We start from the raw sequence: 22,150 nt of genomic DNA on the forward strand, positions 1-22,150 counted from the left end.
TGTAGTGCCCTGATTTCATCATTTTATACGGAGCTCACCCTCTTTCTATCGAGGTGCGGGCGTCAGGTATATGGGTTTTTTCCTAAAGCGTGGAAGTGGATAATTAACTGATATTAAGGTTGTTTTTTTGAGAATTTAAGAGTGGGTTGATTGCACGGCGGTGCATTGTGTATTAAGGGTGGGAGCGGTATGCGTTTTTACCGACCTTTTCCCGTCCGGGCAAAATGTTTTTCCGATTAACATTTGTTTTCATCCACGGCTAGCACCGGCCCCATTAAACAGCGCATAATAGAATGTTTTCGCTGCAGCGATCGCTAGGTTTTCGCTGTTACGGCATGTAGAATGCAGCGATTCAGGCGAAAGACGGCCTAACCCAACTCACTGTCGCTTTAGGTCCATGCGGGTTTCCATAGGCGAGTAATTCAGAAATACCAAGGCAGAAAAACTTTTATAATGAAGCATATACGAAATTTCTCCATTATTGCCCATATTGACCACGGTAAATCGACGCTGTCGGACCGTATTATCCAGATTTGCGGCGGCCTGACCGACCGTGAAATGGCCGCACAGGTGCTGGACTCCATGGATCTGGAGCGCGAACGCGGCATCACCATCAAGGCGCAGAGCGTCACGCTGGATTATAAGGCGCCCGATGGTGAAACCTATCAGCTGAACTTTATCGATACCCCGGGCCACGTCGACTTCTCTTATGAAGTTTCTCGCTCGCTGGCGGCCTGTGAAGGTGCGCTGCTGGTGGTTGACGCCGGGCAGGGCGTAGAAGCGCAGACGCTGGCTAACTGCTATACCGCCATTGAAATGGATCTGGAAGTGGTGCCGGTACTGAACAAAATCGACCTGCCGGCTGCCGATCCGGATCGTGCGGCGCAGGAGATTGAAGATATCGTCGGCATCGACGCTGCCGATGCGGTGCGTTGCTCCGCGAAGACCGGCGTCGGCGTGCCGGACGTGCTGGAGCGTCTGGTGCGCGACATTCCACCGCCGGAGGGCGATCCTGATGCGCCGCTGCAGGCGCTGATCATCGACTCCTGGTTTGATAACTATCTTGGCGTGGTATCGCTGGTGCGGATTAAAAACGGCACCATGCGTAAAGGCGACAAGATCAAGGTCATGAGCACCGGTCAGATTTATAACGCCGATCGCCTGGGGATTTTCACCCCGAAACGCGTCGACCGCGACGTGCTGAACTGCGGCGAGGTAGGCTGGCTGGTCTGTGCGATTAAAGACATTCTGGGCGCCCCGGTGGGCGATACCCTGACCACCGCGCGCCAGCCGGCGGAAAAACCGCTGCCGGGCTTCAAAAAAGTGAAGCCGCAGGTGTATGCCGGCCTGTTCCCAATCAGCTCTGACGATTATGAAGCCTTCCGCGATGCGCTGGGCAAACTGAGCCTGAACGATGCCTCGCTGTTCTATGAGCCGGAAAGTTCCACCGCGCTGGGCTTTGGTTTCCGCTGCGGCTTCCTCGGCCTGTTGCATATGGAGATCATTCAGGAGCGTCTGGAGCGTGAATACGGTCTGGATCTGATCACCACCGCGCCGACGGTTGTCTACGAAGTGGAGACCACCGGCGGTGAAACGGTATATGTCGACAGCCCGTCCAAACTGCCGCCGCTCAACAATATTGGCGAGCTGCGCGAGCCGATCGCCGAATGTCATATGCTGATGCCGCAGGAGTACCTGGGCAACGTGATTACGCTGTGCGTGGAAAAACGCGGCGTGCAGACCAATATGGTGTATCACGGCAATCAGGTGGCGCTGACCTATGAGATTCCGATGGCGGAAGTGGTGCTCGACTTCTTCGACCGCCTGAAGTCCACCTCGCGCGGTTATGCGTCGCTGGACTACAACTTCAAACGCTTCCAGACCTCCGACATGGTGCGCGTCGACGTGCTGATCAACAGCGAGCGCGTGGATGCGCTGGCGCTGATCACCCACCGCGACAACGCGCAATACCGCGGCCGCGAGCTGGTGGAAAAGATGAAAGATCTGATCCCGCGTCAGCAGTTCGATATTGCCATTCAGGCGGCCATCGGCACGCATATCATTGCGCGCTCAACGGTGAAGCAGCTGCGTAAGAACGTTCTGGCCAAGTGCTACGGCGGCGACGTCAGCCGTAAGAAAAAGCTGCTGCAGAAACAGAAAGACGGTAAGAAGCGCATGAAACAGGTCGGCAACGTTGAGCTGCCGCAGGAAGCGTTCCTGGCCATTCTGCACGTGGGTAAAGACGGTAAGTAAGAGCGAAGGCTTGATAACAAGGGAGTTTGCATGGCGAATATGTTTGCCTTGATCCTGGCGATTGCCACGTTGGTGACCGGGATCATCTGGTGCCTGGAGCGCTTTAAGTGGGCGCCGGCTCGCCGGGCGAAAATTGCGGCGGTCAACGAACAGACCGACGGCACGCTGGATGACAAGACGCTGGCGAAAGTCGCCAAGCAGCCGGGCTGGGTGGAAACCGGCGCATCGGTTTTCCCGGTGTTGCTGCTGGTCTTCGTGGTGCGCTCGTTTGTTTACGAGCCGTTCCAGATTCCATCCGGTTCGATGATGCCGACGCTGTTGATCGGCGATTTTATTCTGGTGGAGAAGTACGCTTACGGGATTAAAGATCCGATCACCCAGACCACGCTGATTGAAACCGGCCACCCGAAACGCGGCGATATCGCGGTATTTAAATATCCGCTGAATCCGAAGCTGGATTATATCAAGCGCGTTGTCGGCCTGCCGGGCGATAAGGTCAGCTACGATCCGCTGAACAAGCGCGTTACGGTACAGCCGGCATGTGACAACGGCCAGTCCTGTGATAAGGCGCTGGCGGTCACCTATAATCAGGCGGCGCCGAGCGATTTCGTACAAATGTTCAGCCGCAGCGGCATGGGCGAAGCCAGCAACGGTTTCTACAATGTGCCGCTGAACGACAGCGTGCCGCAAGGCGGTATTCGTCTGCGTGAGCGCAACGAAACGCTGGGCGACGTGACGCATCGGGTGCTGACCGTGCCGGGCACGCAGGATCAGGTTGGCGCCTATTACCAGCAGCCGGGTAATCAGCTGGCCGAGTGGGTAGTGCCGGCCGGTCATTACTTTATGATGGGCGATAACCGCGATAACAGCGCCGACAGCCGTTATTGGGGCTTCGTACCGGAGAAGAACCTGGTGGGTAAAGCGACCGCAATCTGGATGAGCTTTGAAAAACAGGAAGGTGAGTGGCCGACCGGCGTAAGATTAAGCCGTATTGGCGGTATTCACTAATTCCGCATGTCTCCCCGTTCTGCCCGGCGCCGTATTAATTTAGTGCGGCGTGAAGCAGGGCGGGGAGATAAACGCAGCATTCTGTTGCTGCTCGTTGTAGAATACCGGGCGATAAAAGTTGGTTCGATTTAGAGCCACTGCAAACGAAACAGCTTTGGAAAGCAGGTCTGTTCCGTATGCTGTAAAGTTTTTGACGCATTCTTGATCTATTGGTAACTCATGAATCCCATCGTAATTAACAGGCTGCAGCGCAAGCTGGGCTACACTTTTCAACAGCAAGAACTTTTGCTGCAGGCGCTGACTCACCGCAGCGCCAGCAGCAAACATAATGAACGTCTTGAGTTCCTGGGCGACTCTATTTTGAGTTTTGTCATCGCCAATGCGCTCTACCACCGCTTTCCTCGCGTAGACGAGGGCGATATGAGCCGTATGCGCGCCACGCTGGTGCGCGGCAATACGCTGGCGGAGATGGCACGTGAGTTTGACCTGGGCGAATGTTTACGCCTTGGCCCTGGCGAGCTGAAAAGCGGCGGTTTCCGCCGCGAGTCGATTTTGGCGGATACGGTGGAAGCCTTGATTGGCGGCGTCTTCCTGGACAGCGACATTCAGACCGTCGAACGTTTGATTCTTGACTGGTATCGTAGCCGGTTGGATGAAATCAGCCCGGGCGACAAGCAGAAAGACCCAAAAACCCGTTTGCAGGAGTTTCTGCAGGGGCGTCATCTGCCGTTGCCTTCTTATCTGGTGGTGCAGGTTCGCGGTGAAGCGCACGACCAGGAGTTTACCATCCACTGTCAGGTGAGTGGTTTGAGCGAACCGGTGGTAGGCACCGGCTCAAGCCGCCGTAAAGCCGAGCAGGCGGCAGCGGAACAAGCGCTGAAAAAGCTGGAGCTTGAATGAGCGAAGAAACACAATACTGCGGATTTATCGCGATCGTTGGGCGTCCCAACGTGGGCAAATCCACGTTGCTGAACCAACTGCTGGGGCAAAAAGTCTCCATTACCTCGCGTAAGCCGCAGACCACGCGTCACCGCATTATGGGGATCGACACCGAGGGGCCTTATCAGGCGATCTACGTGGATACCCCGGGGCTGCACATCGAAGAAAAGCGCGCCATCAACCGTCTGATGAACCGTGCGGCCAGCAGCTCGATCGGCGATGTGGAGCTGGTGATCTTCGTGGTCGAAGGCACCAACTGGACCGACGACGATGAGATGGTGCTGAACAAACTGCGCAGCCTGAAGTGCCCGGTGTTGCTGGCGATCAACAAGGTCGACAACGTAACTGACAAATCCAAACTGCTGCCGCATATTGCTTTCCTCAGCCAGCAGATGAACTTCCTCGACGTGGTGCCAATCTCCGCCGAGAAAGGGATGAATGTTGACACTATCGCCGGCATTGTGCGCAAACTGCTGCCGGAAGCGGAACACCATTTCCCGGAAGATTACATCACCGATCGTTCGCAGCGTTTTATGGCGTCGGAAATCATCCGTGAAAAACTGATGCGTTTCCTGGGTGAAGAGCTGCCTTATTCGGTGACCGTTGAGATTGAACAGTTCGTCGCCAATGACCGCGGCGGCTATGACGTGCACGGTCTGATCCTGGTTGAGCGCGAAGGCCAGAAGAAAATGGTTATCGGCAACAAGGGCGCGAAGATTAAAACCATCGGTATTGAAGCCCGTCAGGACATGGAACAGATGTTTGAAGCCAAAGTGCATCTGGAACTGTGGGTGAAAGTTAAATCCGGCTGGGCGGACGACGAACGTGCGCTGCGCAGCCTGGGCTATGTTGACGACCTGAAGTAACCGCCGATGGACGGCTGGGAGCGCGCTTTCGTCCTGCATGGGCGACCGTACAGTGAAACCAGCCTGATGCTGGATCTGTTTACCGAAGGCCACGGACGGGTGCGTTTACTGGCCAAAGGCGCGCGTAGCCGCCGTTCCAATTTAAAGGGCTGTCTGCAGCCCTTTACCCCTCTGTTGGTCCGTTGGGGCGGGCGTAGCGAAGTAAAAACGCTGCGCAACGCCGAAGCGGTCTCCCTCGGTTTACCTCTCAGCGGCATGATGCTGTACAGCGGCCTGTACGTTAACGAATTGCTGTCGCGCGTGCTGGAGCAGGAAGCCAACTATTCGGTGCTGTTCTTTGATTATCTGCAGTGTTTGCAGATGCTGGCGGCGGCGGACGGTTCGCCGGAACATGCGCTGCGGCAGTTTGAACTGGCGCTGTTGCATCATCTGGGTTACGGCGTGGATTTTCTGCACTGCGCCGGCAGCGGCGAGGCGGTTGATGACGGCATGACCTACCGCTATCGCGAGGAAAAAGGCTTTATTGCCAGCCTGGTAGTGGATCATTACAGCTTTACCGGCCGCGAACTGCGCGCGCTGGCCGAGCGTCAGTTCCCGGATGCCGATACCCTGCGCGCCGCCAAACGTTTTACCCGTATCGCATTGAAACCCTATCTTGGCGGCAAGCCGCTGAAAAGCCGCGAGCTGTTTCGTCAGTTCGTCCGTAAGCAACCGCATACGCCGGTTGATGACGCCTGACGCCCTTTCTGCTTTTGCCGCTTTCCGCCTGCGTGTAAACTGCGGGAACGAAAATTTCAATCTAAGAGGTTGTCATGGCTGATTTACTGCTCGGCGTTAATATCGATCATATCGCCACCTTGCGTAACGCGCGCGGAACCCAATATCCCGATCCGGTACAGGCGGCATTTACCGCTGAACAGGCCGGTGCAGACGGCATCACGGTTCATCTGCGTGAGGACCGCCGCCACATCACCGATCGCGACGTGCGTATTTTGCGCCAGACCATCCAGACGCGAATGAATCTGGAAATGGCCGTGACCGACGAGATGCTGGACATCGCCTGTGAACTGCAGCCGCACTTCTGCTGCCTGGTGCCGGAAAAGCGTGAGGAAGTGACCACCGAGGGCGGGCTGGACGTTGCTGGCCAGTTGGACAAAATGACGCTGGCGGTTGAGCGTCTGACGCAGGCGGGCATTCAGGTGTCGCTGTTTATCGACCCGGATCATCGCCAGATTGACGCGGCGGTGGCGGTGGGCGCGCCGTACATTGAGATTCACACCGGCGCCTATGCCGAAGCGCAGGGTGAGCTGGCGGTAGAGGCCGAACTGCTGCGCATTGCGCAGGCGGCGCGCTATGCGGCGGAAAAGGGCCTGAAGGTCAATGCCGGCCACGGTCTGACCTACCATAACGTGCAGCCGATTGCCGCGTTGCCGGAAATGCATGAGCTGAATATCGGCCACGCCATTATCGGGCAGGCGGTGATGAGCGGCCTGGCGGACGCGGTTGCCGAGATGAAGCTGCTGATGCGGGAAGCGCGTCGCTAATGGCGGTACTTGGGCTTGGCACCGATATCGTTGAAATTGCACGTATTGAAGCGGTGGTTGAACGCAGCGGCGATCGGCTGGCGCGGCGGGTGCTGAACGCGGCCGAATGGGCGCTCTATCAGCAGCATCAGCAGCCGGTGCGTTTTCTGGCCAAGCGTTTTGCCGTCAAAGAGGCGGCGGCGAAGGCGTTCGGCACCGGTATCCGCAACGGGTTGGCGTTCAATCAGTTTGAAGTGTTTAACGACGGATTGGGCAAGCCGAACATTCGCCTGCATGAGCGGGCGGCGGAGCTGGCGCAGGAAATGGGGGTGACGAACATCCACGTTTCACTGGCCGATGAGCGCCGTTATGCCTGCGCGACGGTGATAATCGAAAGCTGATGACGATACGGACGCCGCAGGGCGCGGCGTCCGTGAATTACAGCCTGTCGGCGTGATGCAGCACCACAAACTTATCCCACAGCTGTTCCTGGCTTTCCGTATGCTGCGGGTCGACCACGATGGTGTTATCAATCGGGCATACCTGCTGACAGGTCGGTGTATCATAATGACCGACGCATTCGGTGCAGCGTTCGGTATCAATCTGGTAAATGTCCGCGCCCATTGAGATAGCCTGATTCGGGCACTCGGGTTCACACATATCGCAGTTGATGCATTTTTTGGTAATCAGCAGAGCCATATTAGTAACAATTCCATCTTACATGCCGGGGGGGGCGCAGAAGCAGTTTCTGCCGCCGCGCACTTTACCATAAAACCACTTTTTAGCCGGTTGTTTTTTGTCCGTTCCAACTGCTTTCATCGACGAGATCAAGCTTATCTTCTGCTGGCGCGGCATAGTGCCTGTTTTTGCCTGCACGGATGGCGTGCCGGGCATTGATATGGCGGTATTTTGAGCGGTACTGTATCCAGGATGGCTTTTAGAGGGGGTTTTATGCATGATAAGACTTTCATGTTCCATGTACGGCGACATACTATCAGTGATTGACATAAATGGAGTTTATTTGTGAAAAATGAATGCTTTAATCCCGGTTATTATCATGAAGACGATCTCAGAGAGTGTGGGTTTAAGTCAGTAGGAACGAATTTTTGAGTTGCAAAGAATTGCACCATTATCGGTATTGAGAATATCTCGATGGAGGACAACGTCAGAATTGACGGATTTTCGACAATATTGCGGCAGGCGATGGTTTTCTTGATATAGGTTCTTATGTCCATATCGGCGGCTATACTGCAGTTTTCGCGGGCGCGGGCATTATTATGCGCGATTGTTGCGGTATATCACAGTCGGTGAAGCTTTATTCAAAAAGTGATGACTATAGCGGCAGGTTTATGACAAACCTTACCGTTCCCGCCGCACTTACGGGCGTCGTTTCCGGAACGATTGTACTTGAACGGCATGTGATTGTGGGGTCTTAATCCATTGTCATGCCGGGGATAACGCTGGCTGAAGGAACGTCGGTTGGCGCCAACTCATTGGTAATGAAAAATACGGAAGAGTGGGGGATGTATTTTGGTTCGCCGGCCAAGAGGATTAAAAGCAGGAAAAGGAATCCATTGGAATTAGAGAAATCATTACGCTAAACACACGGCGGCTTTTTTACGCCTCGGCCTCCCGGCTTGCGTTCTATTTTTCCCATGTCGGGAGATACGCGATAGGGCGATCTATCTGGACGTGATAATGACGAGCGCCGGATTTTTACGCCAGATAGATGACGTTATTAATAACTAGAGTTTATTTAAACCAATTTCCTCATCAACTGTTCGCTATGTTTAATACGTACTCGCGCATGATCCACATCATGTTGGATTAACGCCATAAACAACAGGTCGGTAAGGGCATATTGGGCAGTGCTGGAGGAAATGGCGGCGCTGCGGGTGCTGGGTTCTTCGGCAATGGTGTACAGGCAGTGGTCCGCACGCTGCTGCAGGCTGTTGGGGGAGAAGCAGGTGAGCGCCAGAACCCGTGCGCCGGCCGCTTTGGCTTCGTCGGCGGCCAGATTGATTTCGCGCCGCTCGCCGCTGAAGGAGAGGGCAACCAGCAAGTCTTGCGGATCCAGCGCCTGCACCGCAGCTAACTGCGCATGCATATCGGCTTCGGCCACCGCCATCACGCCGATTTTCAGCAGTTTGTAGGAAAAGTCTTTGGCGACCAGACCCGAGGCGCCAATCCCCATCAGAAACACTCGCCGCGCGCTACGCAGCATAGTCAGAGCCTGATGCAGACGTTCTTCACTGTTAATGTCCAGCGTAGCACGCAATGCCGCCTGTTTTTCCAGCAGCAGTTTTTCACCGACGGTTTTGAGCGTATCGCTGCTGAGGATCCGGTTATGCACGGTCACCACCGGTTCCGGCTGCGCCAGCGTTTCGCTCAGCGCCAGTTTCAGCGCCGGGAAACCTTTATAACCCATCTTCTGTGCAAACTTGACCACGCTGGATTGGCTGACGCCGGCTACCTGAGCCAGCTTTTGCGAACTCAGGTGGCGAGCCTCTTCGGCGTTGTGCAGTAGATAATCCGCCAGTTTGCGATCGTTCTGCGCCAGCGCAGGATACATTTGCCGAATGCGAAGAAGGGTACTCATGCCGTTATTCCTAATAGTGCCAGTGGAGAGATGTTGCCATAACGGCGTGTTGGCGCGCAGTAAAAATTTTTGTGAGCGCGTCGGTATAAACTAGCAAATAGTGCTCGCTTTGTTGAATTAAATATTCAAATATTACCTTGTGTTTTTGAATTAAAAATTCCAGAGGTTACCCCATGAATTTAGGCGCACTAGTATCCGAAACCCGCAATCCAGAGACGATGACGTTGGATGAAATGTCGACGCTGGAGATGGTGACCTGCTTTAACCGTGAAGACCGTAAAGTGCCGCAGGCGATTGCGGCGGTACTACCGGAGATCGCTCAGGCGGTCGATTTGGCAGCGGCGGCGCTGCAGGCAGGTGGCCGCCTGATTTATCTGGGGGCGGGCACCAGCGGTCGCCTTGGCGTGCTGGACGCGTCCGAATGTCCGCCAACCTTCGGCGTGCCGCACGGCGTGGTCGTGGGTCTGATCGCCGGCGGCCCCGGCGCGCTGTTAAAAGCGGTAGAGGGCGCTGAGGATGACGCGGCGTTGGGGGAGCGTGACCTGCAGGGTCTGACGTTAACACCGACTGACATGGTGGTTGGGCTGGCGGCTTCCGGCCGTACGCCGTATGTGATCGGCGCATTGCGCTATGCGCGTCAGCTGGGTTGCCCGACGGCGGCGATCTCCTGCAACCCTGACTCGCCGATTGCCGCGGAAGCGCAGGTGGCGATTTCCCCGCTGGTTGGTCCGGAAGCCTTGACCGGCTCGACCCGCATGAAGTCCGGCACGGCGCAAAAACTGGTGCTGAACATGATCTCAACCGGCGCAATGGTTAAATGGGGCAAGGTGTACCAGAACCTGATGGTGGACGTGAAGGCGACCAACGTGAAGCTGGTGGATCGTGCCTGCCGCATCGTCGTCGAAGCGACCGGCGCCGAACGCAGCCTGGCGGAAACTGCGCTGGCGCAGACCGATTTCGAGGTGAAGCCGGCGATTCTGATGCTGTTGGCCGGCATCAGCGCTGAAGAGGCGCAGCGGCGTTTACAGGCGCATCACGGCTACCTGCGTGCGGCGTTGGCGGATTAATGGCTCATTGAGGTGATCAATGGATAAGACGGCGGCACTGGCCCGGCAGATTTTGGCGGGCGTCGGCGGCGAGGGGAACATCCTCAAGCTGGAAAACTGTATGACGCGGGTGCGTGTCGAGGTCAGCGATGAACAACGGCTTGAGCTGTCCCTGTTACAGCGGCTGGACGGCATCAAGGGGTACATCAAGCAAGGCGGGCAGCACCAGTTTATTGTTGGGCCGGGCGCCGCCGCCAAGGTGGTGGATGAGATGCGCGCCTTGCTGAGTGAGCCGGAGGCGGGCGCCGACGTCGCCGATAAGATTGCCGAAAATAAGGCCGCCGCCAAAGCCAAATACGCCGCGCCGATGAGTGGGGTGCTGAAAAAACTGGCTAATATCTTTATACCGCTGATACCGGCATTTATCGCCTCCGGCCTGATTACCGGTATTATTAATCTCTTGAAGCGGCCGGATATCGCCGGCGATATCGCGCTGAGCTACCCGAATATACTTGGCCTGCTGGCGATCTTCGGCAGCGCGGTGTTCGCCATTATGAATATTCTGGTTGGCGTTAACGCGGCGCGGGTGTTCGGCGGCTCGCAGGCGATGGGCGGGGTGATGGCCGGTATTCTTTCCAGCCCGCAGCTGGCGCAAATTACCCTGTTTGGCGAGGCGCTGCAGCCGGGGCGCGGCGGCGTGATCGCTGTGCTGCTGGTGGTGGCGCTGATGTGCTGGTTGGAAAAGCGCCTGCGCAGGCTGCTGCCGGAATCGGTTGAGCTGATTTTAAATCCGCTGCTGACCACATTGATTACCGCTTCGCTGGCGATTGCGATCCTGCAGCCGTTGGGCGGTTATATTTCCGATGCGATTACCCACGGTGCCAACCTGGCGCTGGACAAGGGCGGTCTGCTGGTTGGTGCGCTGTTGTCCGGTCTGTTTCTGCCGCTGGTGTTGTCCGGGCTGCATCAGGGTTTGGTGCCGATCCACGTTGAACTGGTGCAGGCGCATGGCGCCAATCCGCTGCTGCCGATTTTGGCAATGGCGGGCGTAGGGCAGGTTGGTGCAACCCTTGCCGTACTGCTGAAAACCCGTAATGCGCGATTGAAAAAGGTGATTAAGGGGGCGCTGCCGGTTGGTATTCTGGGCATTGGCGAGCCGCTGATTTTCGGCGTGACGCTGCCGCTGGGTAAACCGTTTATTGGCGCCTGCCTCGGCGGTGCGGTCGGCGGCGCGCTGATCAGCTACTGGAAGGTGGCGACGGTGATTACCTTCGGCCTTTCCGGGGTGCCGTTGGCGTTGACCATCGTCTCGGGCAAGGTGATGTTGTATCTGGCCGGGATGCTGATTACGATTGTAGCAGGGTTCATTTTCACCTGGATCATGGGGTTCAACGATCCTGAGGAGTAGCGTTTGAGTGACCAACCACGCCAGAAGGCCGAAGAGTCGCGCCGCATTGTGTTCTTCGATCTGGACGGCACCTTGCATCAGGAAGATATGTTTGGCAGCTTCTTGCGCTTTTTATTGCGGCATCTGCCGTTGAATCTTGTATTGGTGATCCCCCTGTTGCCGTTAGTGGGGGCGGTGATGTTGGTCGCCGGTCGCGCGGCGCGCTGGCCGATGAGTCTGTTGCTATGGTCGATTACGTTTGGCCATTCGGAAGCGCGATTGCGGACGCTGGAAGCGCGCTTTGTCGCCTACTTCCGCGCCAAGGTGACCGCATTTCCGGTGGTGCAGATGCGTTTGCGCCAGTATCTTGATGCGCATGATGCGCAGGTGTGGTTGATTACCGGCTCGCCGGAAAGACTGGTGGAACAGGTATATCAGGATTCGCTGTTTTTACCGCGTGTGCGGTTGATAGGCAGCAGGATGACCCGCCGCTATGGCGGCTGGGTGCTGGAAATGCGCTGTCTGGGGGCGCAAAAGGTGGTGCAGCTGGAGCAGCGCATCGGCGCACCGTTAAAATTGTACAGCGGCTACAGCGACAGCAAACAGGACAATCCGCTGCTGTTCTTCTGCGAACATCGTTGGCGGGTAAGTAAAGAGGGCGAGCTGCAGCAGTTGGAATAACAAAAAAGGGCAGGATGCGAATCCTGCCCTTTTTGCTGCTTACTTGCCGGCGCGGTTTACATAGCCGCTTTAAAGATGGCGACAATCTGCTCGTGGTTGGCCTGGATCGGGTTGGTGAAGCCGCAGGCGTCTTTCAGCGCGTTAGCCGCCAGCGTATCGAAGTCTTCTTCTTTCACCTGCAGATCGCGCAGCCCGGCCGGGATGCCGACATCCTGCGCCAGCTTGCGGATGGCTGCGATACAGGCCGCGGCGCCCTGACTGTCGTTCAGGTTGCTCACTTCCAGCCCCATCGCAACGGCGACGTCTTTCAGGCGGCCTGCCGCTACGGAGGCGTTGAACTCCTGTACGTGAGGCAGCAGCACCGCATTGCAGACGCCGTGCGGCAGGTTATAGAAGCCGCCCAACTGGTGGGCCATGGCATGCACGTAACCCAGAGAGGCGTTGTTGAACGCCATGCCGGCCAGGAACTGGGCGTAAGCCATATCTTCACGCGCCTGCATATTCTTGCCGTCGTTCACCGCATCGCGCAGCGACGCCATAATCATGGTTACCGCTTTCAGCGCGCAGGCGTCGGTGATCGGGTTGGCGGCACTGGAGACGTAAGCCTCGATGGCGTGCGTCAGCGCATCCATCCCGGTGGCCGCCGTCAGCCCTTTCGGCATGCCGGCCATCAGGTGCGGATCGTTAACGGACAGGATCGGCGTAACGTGCTTGTCGACAATGGCCATTTTGATATGACGGACTTCGTCGGTAATGATGCAGAAGCGGGTCATTTCTGACGCGGTGCCGGCGGTAGTGTTAATCGCCACCATCGGCAGCTGTGGCTTGGCGGAGCGGTCCACGCCTTCATAATCCTTGATATCGCCGCCGTTGGTGGCGACCAGCGCGATGCCTTTGGCGCAGTCGTGCGGAGAGCCGCCGCCAAGAGAGATGACGCAGTCGCACTGATGTTCGCGCAGCAGCGCCAGCCCTTGTTCAACGTTGCTGGTGGTTGGGTTAGGGTGAGTACCGTCGTACACGCAGCTCTGGATATCCTGTGCGGTGAGCAGTTGTTGCACCTGGGCGACCACGCCGATGTCGTTTAGTACCCGGTCGGTGACGATCAACGCATGGCGCAGGCCTTGCTCTTGCATGGTTTTCGCCGCCTCTTCCAGGCAGCCGGAGCCGATCATATTAACGGAAGGAATATAGAATGTTGCAGCAGCCATTGTGCGCTCCTTGAAATCATTGATTTTATGTCTGCTACGTTACTCCGTTCGGGGGAGGTGAGACATGATCTACCACAATGATTTGGCGAATATTCAGCGTATTAGGGGCGTGCGCCGGGGAAAGGCCGTCATTCTGCTGCCCGCAGTTCGGGAGCGAGCGTGCTTTTGCCGGTGACAAAAGAGGAGCGGGAATCGGCTACTGTGTATAATGCCGGCCGCAAAGCGCACGAGGAACGAGATAATGACCGAATATAATGACGATTACTGGATGCGCCAGGCGCTGAAACTGGCCCTGCGTGCGCAGGAAGAAGGCGAGGTGCCGGTGGGGGCGCTGCTGGTGCTGGACAATCAGGTTATCGGCGAGGGCTGGAACCGGCCGATTGGCCGCCACGATCCGACCGCCCATGCGGAAATTATGGCGCTGCGGCAGGGCGGCGCGGTGCTGCAGAACTACCGGCTACTGAATGCGACGTTATACGTGACGCTGGAACCCTGCGTGATGTGTGCAGGCGCGATGGTGCACAGCCGCATACGGCGTCTGGTGTATGGCGCCTCGGACGAAAAGACCGGCGCGGCAGGGTCGCTGGTGGATATTCTGCGACATCCTGGCATGAATCATCAGGTGGAGATCACCGCCGGCGTGCTGGCGGATGAGTGCGCCGCGACGCTGAGCAACTTTTTCCGCCTGCGCCGCGAACAGAAAAAGGCGCTGAAGCTGGCGCAGCGCGCGGCCGGCGCTGCGGATTAATCGAGGTTGAGCGCCAGCTTGGCCGGCACCGCCGGGTAGCTCTGCATCATGGCGGTCTGCTCCTGCCGTTCCCGCGCGGCTTTTTTCTCTTTTTCCTGCAGGTATCCCACCAGGCTGACCTGATAACGGCGGATGTTTTCTACGTAGTTATAGGCTTCCCGGCCGCGCGCATAGCCGTAGGTCAGCTGCGGGTAGTAGCGCTTTTGGCTGAGCATCGGCAGGCGCTGTTTCACATCGACCCAGCTGTCCGGATTGCCGCTTTGCATTTTGGTCAGTTTGCGCGCGTCGAGCATATGCCCCCAGCCGATGTTATAGGCCGCCAGCGCAAACCAGATCCTTTCATCTTCCGGCACCGTTTCCGGTATTTTTGCCATCAGGCGCTGCAGATAGAGTGCGCCGCCCTGAATACTCTCTTCCGGATCGAGACGGTCGTTCACCCCCAGTCCGTCGGCGGTGGCGCGGGTCAGCATCATCAGGCCGCGCACGCCGGTTGGCGACGTCGCCAGCGGGTTCCAGTGCGATTCCTGGTAGGCGATCGCCGCCAGCAGACGCCAGTCAAACGCCGTGGCGTATTTCTGGAACAGCGGCTGGTAGGTGGGCAGCACGGAGTCGATCGCCGACAGGAACGTCTTGGTGTCCACATAGTCGAAGCTGCCGACATGGCCGAGGTATTTCTCTTCCAGGCGCGCCAGCGTGCCGTCTTCCACCATTTGGCTGAAGAAGTCCAGCATGGCGGCATACAGGCTGTCGTCACCGCTGCGTTTCAGGTACCAGGTGACCGGCTCCTCGTCGGCGACGTCGAAGGCCACAGCCAACTGCGGATGGATGCGCTGCAGCAGTGCGATGCTGATCGAGTCGCCGATGGTGTAATCCAGTTTACCGGCGGCCACCTGCTCCAACAGCTCGCGTGAGGTCAGGTCGCTGGAGGATTCCCACTGCAGATCGGGGAACTTATCGTGTTTCAGCTGCTTCAGGGTGCTGACGTGGGCGGAACCGGAGGCCACCGCCAGTTTGCCTTTTATATCGGCGAAGGTTTTCGGCCGCGCGCTGCCCAGCCGGTACACCAATTGCTGGGAAACGGAGTAGTAGGCCGGGCCGGTGCGGGCGCGGCTGAGGCGCTCCTGATTGTAGATCAGGCCGGCGGCCAGCATATCGGCGTCGTTATCGTCCAGATCGTCAAACAGATCGTTGATGTTTTGATGCGGCAAAACGACCAGTTTCACGCCCAGATAATTAGCGAAGCGTTTCGCCAATTCATAGTCCAGGCCGCTCGGGCCTTTGGGGGTCGTGAAATAGGTTAACGGCGAGTTGAGCGTACTGATGCGCAGCTCTCCCCGGGATATGATCTCTTCGAGTTGCCCGCCCTGACCGCTGCGCCAGGGGATGTTCGGCCAGAGCGCGAGAGCCAGAAGCACGGCGATAACGCCGATGAGAATGTAGTTTAGCTTTTGGTGTTTCAAATAGTTATCTCGCGGCGACGCCTGTCTGCACCGGCCGGAAAGCATTTATTAGTATGGGGATATCGACAGTATTCGCGGGCATTTTGCGTAACAAAACGCCAGTGTGCAACTTTATTGACACAATATGACAATCAGACGGCAGAATTAGGAATTATCAAGAATCCCCACGCAAACGGTTTCGTCGGCGGCGCGGATTCTCTATAATGACGCGCGTTTTCCCCTGTTGCGCCCAATGAAGCGCTGAAGTCAGCTGCTTCGAAGACGAGAGAACTTTGATTATGGAAATACTGCGTGGTTCGCCCGCTTTGTCGGCTTTTCGTATTACCAAACTGCTGTCCCGCTGTCAGGACGCACAACTTCCGGTCAGTGATATTTATGCCGAGTACGTCCACTTTGCCGATGTTAGCGCACCGCTAAGTGCCGAAGAACACGCCAAACTTCAGCGCTTGCTCAAGTATGGCCCCTCTCTCGCCGAACATGCCCCCGCAGGGCGCCTGCTGTTGGTGACGCCGCGACCGGGCACGATTTCCCCCTGGTCTTCCAAGGCGACCGATATCGCCCATAACTGCGGTTTAACGCAGGTGGTGCGTCTGGAACGCGGCCTGGCGTTTTACGTCAGCGCGCCGACGCTGAACGAGGCGCAGTGGCAACGGCTGGCCGCGCTGCTGCATGACCGCATGATGGAAACGGTATTTGACGATCTGCAACAGGCACAGCAGCTGTTTGCTCATCATCAGCCGGCCCGTTACCAGACGGTGGACGTGCTGGGTGAAGGGCGCGGCGCGCTGGAGCAGGCCAACCTCAAGCTTGGCCTGGCGCTGGCGCAGGATGAAATTGACTACCTGCTGAATGCCTTTACCGGTTTGGGGCGCAACCCGACGGATATCGAACTGTATATGTTCGCGCAGGCCAACTCTGAGCACTGCCGCCATAAAATTTTCAACGCCGACTGGGTGATTGACGGCGAACAGCAGCCGAAGTCGCTGTTCAAAATGATCAAAAATACCTTTGAGCAGACGCCGGATCACGTGCTGTCGGCCTATAAAGACAACGCCGCGGTGATGGAAGGCTCTCAGGTCGGTCGTTTCTTCGCCGCGCCAGGCAGCGACCAGTATGATTACCATCAGGAAGATGCGCATATCCTGATGAAGGTGGAAACCCACAACCACCCGACCGCCATTTCGCCATGGCCGGGCGCTGCGACCGGCTCCGGTGGCGAGATCCGCGATGAAGGCGCCACCGGGCGCGGGGCGAAGCCGAAGGCCGGCCTGGTCGGCTTCTCGGTATCCAACCTGCGCATCCCGGGCTTTGAACAGCCGTGGGAACAGGATTTTGGCAAGCCGGAACGCATCGTGACCGCGCTGGACATCATGACCGAAGGCCCGCTGGGCGGCGCGGCGTTTAACAATGAGTTCGGCCGTCCGGCGCTGCTGGGCTACTTCCGTACTTATGAAGAGCAGGTTAACAGCCACAACGGCGTTGAACTGCGCGGCTACCACAAGCCGATTATGCTGGCCGGCGGCATCGGCAATATCCGCGCCGACCATGTACAAAAAGGTGAAATCACCGTCGGCGCCAAGCTGGTGGTGCTGGGCGGCCCGGCGATGAATATCGGCCTGGGCGGCGGCGCCGCGTCTTCCATGGCCTCCGGCCAGTCTGACGCCGATCTGGATTTTGCCTCGGTACAGCGCGACAACCCGGAAATGGAGCGTCGCTGTCAGGAAGTGATTGACCGCTGCTGGCAGCTCGGCGCGGAAAACCCGATTCTGTTTATTCACGACGTCGGCGCGGGCGGTCTGTCCAACGCCATGCCGGAGCTGGTCAGCGACGGCGGCCGCGGCGGGCGTTTCGAACTGCGCGACATCCTGAACGATGAGCCGGGCATGAGCCCGCTGGAAGTGTGGTGTAACGAATCGCAGGAGCGCTATGTGCTGGCGGTGGCGCCGGAACAGCTGGCGCAGTTTGACGAAATCTGCCGCCGTGAGCGAGCGCCGTACGCGGTGATCGGTGAGGCGACCGAAGAGCAGCATCTGACGCTTAACGATGCGCATTTCGACAACCAGCCGATCGATATGCCGCTGGACGTGCTGCTGGGCAAAACGCCGAAAATGACGCGCGACGTCACCCGGCTGCAGGCGCAGGGCGAGCCGGTGGCGCGCGAAGCGATTACGCTGGCGGACGCGGTGAAGCGTGTGCTGCACCTGCCGACCGTGGCGGAAAAAACTTTCCTGATCACCATCGGCGACCGTACCGTTACCGGTATGGTGGCGCGCGACCAGATGGTGGGGCCGTGGCAGATTCCGGTGGCCGACTGCGCGGTGACCACCGCCAGCCTCGACAGCTACTACGGTGAAGCAATGTCGATCGGCGAACGCGCGCCGGTGGCGCTGCTGGACTTTGCCGCTTCCGGTCGTCTGGCGGTCGGTGAAGCGCTGACCAATATGGCGGCGACGGAAATCGGTTCGCTCAAGCGCGTGAAGCTGTCCGCCAACTGGATGGCCGCAGCGGGTCACCCGGGCGAAGATGCCGGCCTGTATGAAGCGGTAAAAGCGGTGGGTGAAGAGCTGTGTCCGGCGCTGGGCATCACCATCCCGGTCGGTAAGGATTCGATGTCGATGAAAACCCGCTGGCAGGAAGGTGACGAACAGCGCGAAATGACGTCACCGCTGTCGCTGGTGATCACCGCCTTTGCCCGCGTGGAAGACGTGCGCCACACCGTGACGCCGCAGCTGCGCACCGACAAGGGTGACACTGAACTGCTGCTGATCGACCTCGGCAACGGCCATAATGCGCTGGGCGCTACCGCGCTGGCGCAGGTGTATCGGCAACTGGGCGACAAGCCGGCGGATGTGCGTAATGTCGAACAGTTGGCCGGCTTCTTTAACGCCATGCAGCAGCTGGTGGCCGATCGTGCGCTGCTGGCTTACCACGACCGTTCCGACGGCGGCCTGCTGGTGACGCTGGCGGAAATGGCCTTTGCCGGCCATTGCGGCGTGGAGGCGGATATTCAGGCGCTGGGCGCGGATACGCTGGCGGCGCTGTTCAACGAAGAACTGGGTGCGGTGATTCAGGTCAGCGCCGATCGGATCGAGGCGGTACTGCAGGCGTTTGCCCAACACGGTCTGGTGGACAATGTGCACCGTATCGGCCGCGTGCAGCAGGGCGACCGCTTTGTGATCAAGAGTGGCGAGCAGCCGGTATACAGCGAAAGCCGCAGCACCCTGCGCACCTGGTGGGCGGAAACCACCTGGCAGATGCAGCGCCTGCGCGATAATCCGAGCTGTGCCGATCAGGAACACCAGGCCAAGCAGAATGACAGCGATCCGGGGCTGAACGTCAAGCTGACCTTTGCGCCGGATGACGACATCGCCGCGCCTTATATCGCCAGCGGCGCACGTCCGAAGGTGGCGGTGCTGCGTGAGCAGGGCGTCAACTCGCACGTGGAGATGGCGGCAGCGTTCCACCGCGCCGGTTTTGACGCGGTGGACGTGCATATGAGCGATCTGCTGTCCGGGCGCCGTGACCTGCAGGATTTCCACTCGCTGGTGGCCTGCGGCGGCTTCTCGTACGGCGACGTGCTGGGCGCCGGTGAAGGCTGGGCGAAGTCGATCCTGTTTAACGAGCGGGTGCGTGATGAGTTCACCTCGTTCTTCCATCGTCCGCAGACGCTGGCGCTGGGCGTATGTAACGGCTGCCAGATGTTGTCCAACCTGCGCGATCTGATCCCGGGCGCCGAACACTGGCCGCGTTTTGTACGCAACCTGTCGGACCGTTTTGAAGCGCGCTTTAGCCTGGTGGAAGTCGCGGCCAGCCCGTCGCTGTTTATGCAGGATATGGCCGGCTCGCGGATGCCGATCGCGGTTTCACACGGCGAAGGTCACGTAGAGGTGCGTGACGCGGCCCATCTGGCGGCGCTGGAGAGCCATAACCTGGTGGCGTTGCGCTTTGTGGACAACGCCGGTCAGGTGACGGAGAACTATCCGGCCAACCCGAACGGCTCACCAAACGGCATCACCGCGGTGACCAGCGACAGCGGGCGCGCGACGGTGATGATGCCGCACCCTGAGCGCGTATTCCGCACCGTCAGCAACTCCTGGCATCCGGAAGAGTGGGGCGAAGACAGCCCGTGGATGCGGATGTTCCGCAACGCCCGTCGACAGTTGGGCTAAATCGCGGTGTAAGGCCGGGTCGCGGCAGGCCCGGCCGGTTCAAGACAAGGGAACGGTGACGTTCCCTTTTTTAATATGTTGAATCTACATGTTTTTATAGGGTGTGTCGGTGTTTTGCGACAGCCTTGATTTCTCGTGTCGCCAAAAGGTGACATTTAACTTATTGATTTATAGTGATGAATGCTAAATTCACTTAAGGTGTCGGGTTTTGGCGACGATATGGCGAAGAAAGCAGCACCCGCGAGGTGGTCACGATCGAAGTGGAAATAAGTAATTAAATTTAATATTTATTAAAATCAACGCATTAATAATTTATTGAAAAGTTGGCATGATACGTGCATTATTATTTTCAGTTGCTCATTCACCTTTTTATGACGGCGCCGTCACGCGACGGACAGTTTGCCTCATAAGCCTCCGAATGATGCCAAAGAAATGGTGCCTATCGTCCAACCAAACCGATAATTGCCGCTTACGCGACTTTATCAAGCATCGGGCGACACGTGGAGTGAGGCACCGCCTGTATCCAACTGTGATGAGCTTTTTCATCAATCCCGGATACATTAGGATGCTATTCGTCCTGTTCGATGCCAGCGCTTGTGCTACATCACCCAGGGGACGAGGCCAACGGGCATCCATATCTTCCTTGCGCTGGGGCGTGATGCCCCAACGTCAACTTCTGTGTTTCCTCACCGTCGCTGCGCCCCATTGCCCCCTCACTCCCCCTTAAACGGCATACTCGGTAAAACTTCGCAACCGATTCCGGCGTTCAGGCTTTTCTCTTGCTGAAGACTCGGTTAGCATCAGGGCAGACAAGGGACAATGAGATGATTTCGTTGAAAAGATGGCGTTTATTCCCCCGCTCGCTGCGCCAGCTGGTGCTGATGGCGTTTCTGCTGGTGCTGCTGCCGTTGCTGGTGCTGGCCTATCAGGCTTACCAGAGCCTCGATCATCTCAGTGCGCAGGCGGCTAACATCAACCGGACGACGTTGGTGGATGCGCGCCGCAGCGAGGCGATGACCAGCGTCGCGCTGGAGATGGAACGCAGCTATCGTCAGTACTGTGTGCTGGTCGACCCCACGCTGGGGCGGCTGTACCAGAATCAGCGCAAGCAATATTCGCAAATGCTCGACGCGCATGCTCCGATCCTGCCCGATGAACGCTATTATCAAACATTGCGTCAGCTGTTAACGCAGCTGGCGACTATCCAGTGCCAGAGCAGCGGCCCGGACAAAGATGCTTCGGCCCTGCTCGAATCCTTCTCCAGCTCCAATGCGGAAATGGTGCAGGCGACGCGGGCGGTGGTGTTTTCCCGCGGTCAGCAGCTGCAGCAGGCAATTGCCGAGCGGGGCCAGTATTTCGGCTGGCAGGCGCTGCTGCTGTTTCTGGTCAGCGTGCTGCTGGTGGTGCTGTTTACCCGGATGATTATCGGGCCGGTCAAGGCGATCGAACGGATGATTAACCGGCTGGGCGAGGGGCGGGCGCTCGGTTCCGCCGCGACGTTTAAAGGGCCGCGCGAGCTGCGCTCTTTGGCGCAGCGCATTATCTGGTTGAGCGAGCGTCTGGCCTGGCTGGAGTCGCAGCGCCATGAATTCCTGCGACATATTTCCCATGAGCTGAAAACGCCGCTCGCCAGCATGCGCGAAGGCACCGAGCTGCTGGCGGACGAGGTGGCCGGCCCGCTGACCACCGACCAGAAAGAGGTGGTGACGATTCTCGACCAGAGCAGCCGCCATCTGCAGCAGCTGATTGAGCAACTGCTGGACTATAACCGCAAGCTGGCCGACGGCCCGTCGGAGCATGAGGCGGTCGCGCTGACGGAGATGGTTGAGCAGGTGGTGGCCGCGCACAGCCTGCCGGCCAGAGCCAAGCTGATTCGCACCGATATCGCGCTGGAAGCGAAAAACTGTTGGGCAGAGCCTACGCTATTAATGCGCGTGCTGGATAATCTCTATTCCAATGCGGTGCACTATGGTAAGGAATCCGGTAACATTTGGATTCGCAGCCGTCAGGCTGGGCAGCGGGTGCAGATTGACGTCGCCAACACCGGCACGCCAATTCCCGAAGCCGAACGAGCCATGATTTTCGAGCCTTTTTTCCAGGGTAGTCACCAGCGAAAAGGGGCGGTAAAAGGAAGCGGACTGGGGCTGAGCATCGCCCATGACTGCATCCGCCGGATGCGCGGAGAGCTGCAGTTGGTTGACGTCGACGATGCCGATGTCTGCTTCCGTATTGAATTGCCATTAACCGCCGAGAACGAATAAAT

General features: G+C 58.0%; 18 protein-coding genes. 13 read left to right on the forward strand and 5 right to left on the reverse strand.

Going from position 1 to position 22,150, the window contains the following annotated elements; genetic code table 11:
- Positions 1-453 precede the first annotated feature (453 nt).
- From lepA to acpS, 7 genes are all read left to right on the forward strand, one after another.
- Entirely contained in the window at positions 454-2,253 is a 1,800-nt protein-coding gene (lepA, locus tag FO014_RS16075; RefSeq protein ID WP_160030254.1) for a translation elongation factor 4, read from the forward strand.
- 30 nt (positions 2,254-2,283) lie between these two features.
- The gene (lepB, locus tag FO014_RS16080) at positions 2,284-3,261 is read left to right on the forward strand and encodes a signal peptidase I (RefSeq protein ID WP_105232222.1); all 978 of its coding nucleotides are present in this window, start codon (positions 2,284-2,286) and stop codon (positions 3,259-3,261) included.
- A 219-nt stretch (positions 3,262-3,480) separates the two neighbouring features.
- Positions 3,481-4,161, forward strand: a complete 681-nt coding sequence (rnc, locus tag FO014_RS16085) for a ribonuclease III (RefSeq protein ID WP_004929158.1) — start codon at positions 3,481-3,483, stop codon at positions 4,159-4,161.
- Entirely contained in the window at positions 4,158-5,066 is a 909-nt protein-coding gene (gene era, locus FO014_RS16090) for a GTPase Era (protein ID WP_015673452.1), read from the forward strand. The genes rnc and era overlap by 4 nt, the downstream gene beginning before the upstream one ends.
- A 6-nt stretch (positions 5,067-5,072) precedes the next feature.
- Positions 5,073-5,804, forward strand: a complete 732-nt coding sequence (gene recO, locus FO014_RS16095; RefSeq protein WP_160030255.1) for a DNA repair protein RecO — start codon at positions 5,073-5,075, stop codon at positions 5,802-5,804.
- A 74-nt stretch (positions 5,805-5,878) separates the two neighbouring features.
- Positions 5,879-6,610, forward strand: a complete 732-nt coding sequence (pdxJ, locus tag FO014_RS16100) for a pyridoxine 5'-phosphate synthase (protein ID WP_105232219.1) — start codon at positions 5,879-5,881, stop codon at positions 6,608-6,610.
- Positions 6,610-6,990: a holo-ACP synthase gene (acpS, locus tag FO014_RS16105; protein WP_015673449.1), complete on the forward strand. Its 381-nt coding sequence runs from the start codon at positions 6,610-6,612 to the stop codon at positions 6,988-6,990. The genes pdxJ and acpS overlap by 1 nt, the downstream gene beginning before the upstream one ends.
- 37 nt (positions 6,991-7,027) lie before the next feature.
- On the opposite strand, the gene FO014_RS16110 is transcribed toward acpS, so the two are convergent.
- The 3 genes from FO014_RS16110 to FO014_RS16120 form a co-directional block, all read right to left on the reverse strand.
- Positions 7,028-7,288 carry a YfhL family 4Fe-4S dicluster ferredoxin gene (locus tag FO014_RS16110; RefSeq protein WP_054306838.1) on the reverse strand — a complete coding sequence of 87 codons (261 nt, stop codon included), beginning with the start codon at positions 7,286-7,288 and terminating at the stop codon, positions 7,028-7,030.
- Positions 7,289-7,306: 18 nt separating this feature from the next.
- Entirely contained in the window at positions 7,307-7,546 is a 240-nt protein-coding gene (locus FO014_RS16115; RefSeq protein ID WP_160030256.1) for a hypothetical protein, read from the reverse strand.
- Positions 7,547-8,345: 799 nt separating this feature from the next.
- The gene (locus tag FO014_RS16120) at positions 8,346-9,188 is read right to left on the reverse strand and encodes a MurR/RpiR family transcriptional regulator (protein WP_160030257.1); all 843 of its coding nucleotides are present in this window, start codon (positions 9,186-9,188) and stop codon (positions 8,346-8,348) included.
- Positions 9,189-9,361: 173 nt separating this feature from the next.
- Between FO014_RS16120 and murQ the strand changes: the two genes are divergently transcribed.
- From murQ to yfhb, 3 genes are read left to right on the forward strand one after another with little or no spacing between them, the layout of a single operon-like run.
- A complete protein-coding gene (gene murQ, locus FO014_RS16125) occupies positions 9,362-10,255 on the forward strand; it encodes an N-acetylmuramic acid 6-phosphate etherase (protein WP_160030258.1) in 894 nt (297 codons plus the stop codon).
- 19 nt (positions 10,256-10,274) lie between these two features.
- Positions 10,275-11,642: a PTS transporter subunit EIIC gene (locus FO014_RS16130; protein ID WP_160030259.1), complete on the forward strand. Its 1,368-nt coding sequence runs from the start codon at positions 10,275-10,277 to the stop codon at positions 11,640-11,642.
- 3 nt (positions 11,643-11,645) lie between these two features.
- Positions 11,646-12,302 (forward strand): phosphatidylglycerophosphatase C, encoded by a 657-nt coding sequence (yfhb, locus tag FO014_RS16135; RefSeq protein WP_160030260.1) that lies wholly within the window; start codon positions 11,646-11,648, stop codon positions 12,300-12,302.
- A 56-nt stretch (positions 12,303-12,358) separates the two neighbouring features.
- On the opposite strand, the gene yiaY is transcribed toward yfhb, so the two are convergent.
- Positions 12,359-13,510, reverse strand: a complete 1,152-nt coding sequence (yiaY, locus tag FO014_RS16140) for an L-threonine dehydrogenase (protein WP_111736610.1) — start codon at positions 13,508-13,510, stop codon at positions 12,359-12,361.
- A 241-nt stretch (positions 13,511-13,751) separates the two neighbouring features.
- Here yiaY and tadA point away from each other — a divergent pair, with 241 nt between their 5' ends.
- Positions 13,752-14,258 (forward strand): tRNA adenosine(34) deaminase TadA, encoded by a 507-nt coding sequence (tadA, locus tag FO014_RS16145; protein WP_105232212.1) that lies wholly within the window; start codon positions 13,752-13,754, stop codon positions 14,256-14,258.
- Here tadA and mltF read toward each other — a convergent pair.
- The gene (mltF, locus tag FO014_RS16150; RefSeq protein ID WP_160030261.1) at positions 14,255-15,718 is read right to left on the reverse strand and encodes a membrane-bound lytic murein transglycosylase MltF; all 1,464 of its coding nucleotides are present in this window, start codon (positions 15,716-15,718) and stop codon (positions 14,255-14,257) included. The two genes, tadA and mltF, sit on opposite strands and share 4 nt — an antisense overlap.
- A gap of 278 nt (positions 15,719-15,996) precedes the next feature.
- Between mltF and purL the strand changes: the two genes are divergently transcribed.
- A complete protein-coding gene (gene purL, locus FO014_RS16155; RefSeq protein ID WP_160030262.1) occupies positions 15,997-19,887 on the forward strand; it encodes a phosphoribosylformylglycinamidine synthase in 3,891 nt (1,296 codons plus the stop codon).
- Between the two features lie 824 nt (positions 19,888-20,711).
- Positions 20,712-22,148, forward strand: coding sequence for a sensor histidine kinase (locus FO014_RS16160; protein ID WP_160030263.1), 1,437 nt, complete (start codon positions 20,712-20,714; stop codon positions 22,146-22,148).
- Positions 22,149-22,150: the final 2 nt, after the last annotated feature.

The sequence above is a fragment of the Serratia rhizosphaerae genome (assembly GCF_009817885.1).
Lineage (GTDB): Bacteria > Pseudomonadota > Gammaproteobacteria > Enterobacterales > Enterobacteriaceae > Serratia_B > Serratia_B rhizosphaerae.

Bases quoted from the DNA above. Each gene is read 5' to 3' on its own strand.
- era (WP_015673452.1), top strand. From the start codon at position 4,158: ATGAGCGAAGAAACACAATACTGCGGATTTATCGCGATCGTTGGGCGT.
- murQ (WP_160030258.1), top strand. From the start codon at position 9,362: ATGAATTTAGGCGCACTAGTATCCGAAACCCGCAATCCAGAGACGATG.
- FO014_RS16160 (WP_160030263.1), top strand. From the start codon at position 20,712: ATGATTTCGTTGAAAAGATGGCGTTTATTCCCCCGCTCGCTGCGCCAG.
- FO014_RS16120 (WP_160030257.1), bottom strand. From the start codon at position 9,188: ATGAGTACCCTTCTTCGCATTCGGCAAATGTATCCTGCGCTGGCGCAG.
- recO (WP_160030255.1), top strand. From the start codon at position 5,073: ATGGACGGCTGGGAGCGCGCTTTCGTCCTGCATGGGCGACCGTACAGT.
- tadA (WP_105232212.1), top strand. From the start codon at position 13,752: ATGACCGAATATAATGACGATTACTGGATGCGCCAGGCGCTGAAACTG.
- lepB (WP_105232222.1), top strand. From the start codon at position 2,284: ATGGCGAATATGTTTGCCTTGATCCTGGCGATTGCCACGTTGGTGACC.
- pdxJ (WP_105232219.1), top strand. From the start codon at position 5,879: ATGGCTGATTTACTGCTCGGCGTTAATATCGATCATATCGCCACCTTG.
- purL (WP_160030262.1), top strand. From the start codon at position 15,997: ATGGAAATACTGCGTGGTTCGCCCGCTTTGTCGGCTTTTCGTATTACC.
- acpS (WP_015673449.1), top strand. From the start codon at position 6,610: ATGGCGGTACTTGGGCTTGGCACCGATATCGTTGAAATTGCACGTATT.
- rnc (WP_004929158.1), top strand. From the start codon at position 3,481: ATGAATCCCATCGTAATTAACAGGCTGCAGCGCAAGCTGGGCTACACT.
- FO014_RS16130 (WP_160030259.1), top strand. From the start codon at position 10,275: ATGGATAAGACGGCGGCACTGGCCCGGCAGATTTTGGCGGGCGTCGGC.
- FO014_RS16110 (WP_054306838.1), bottom strand. From the start codon at position 7,288: ATGGCTCTGCTGATTACCAAAAAATGCATCAACTGCGATATGTGTGAA.
- lepA (WP_160030254.1), top strand. From the start codon at position 454: ATGAAGCATATACGAAATTTCTCCATTATTGCCCATATTGACCACGGT.
- FO014_RS16115 (WP_160030256.1), bottom strand. From the start codon at position 7,546: ATGCATAAAACCCCCTCTAAAAGCCATCCTGGATACAGTACCGCTCAA.
- yiaY (WP_111736610.1), bottom strand. From the start codon at position 13,510: ATGGCTGCTGCAACATTCTATATTCCTTCCGTTAATATGATCGGCTCC.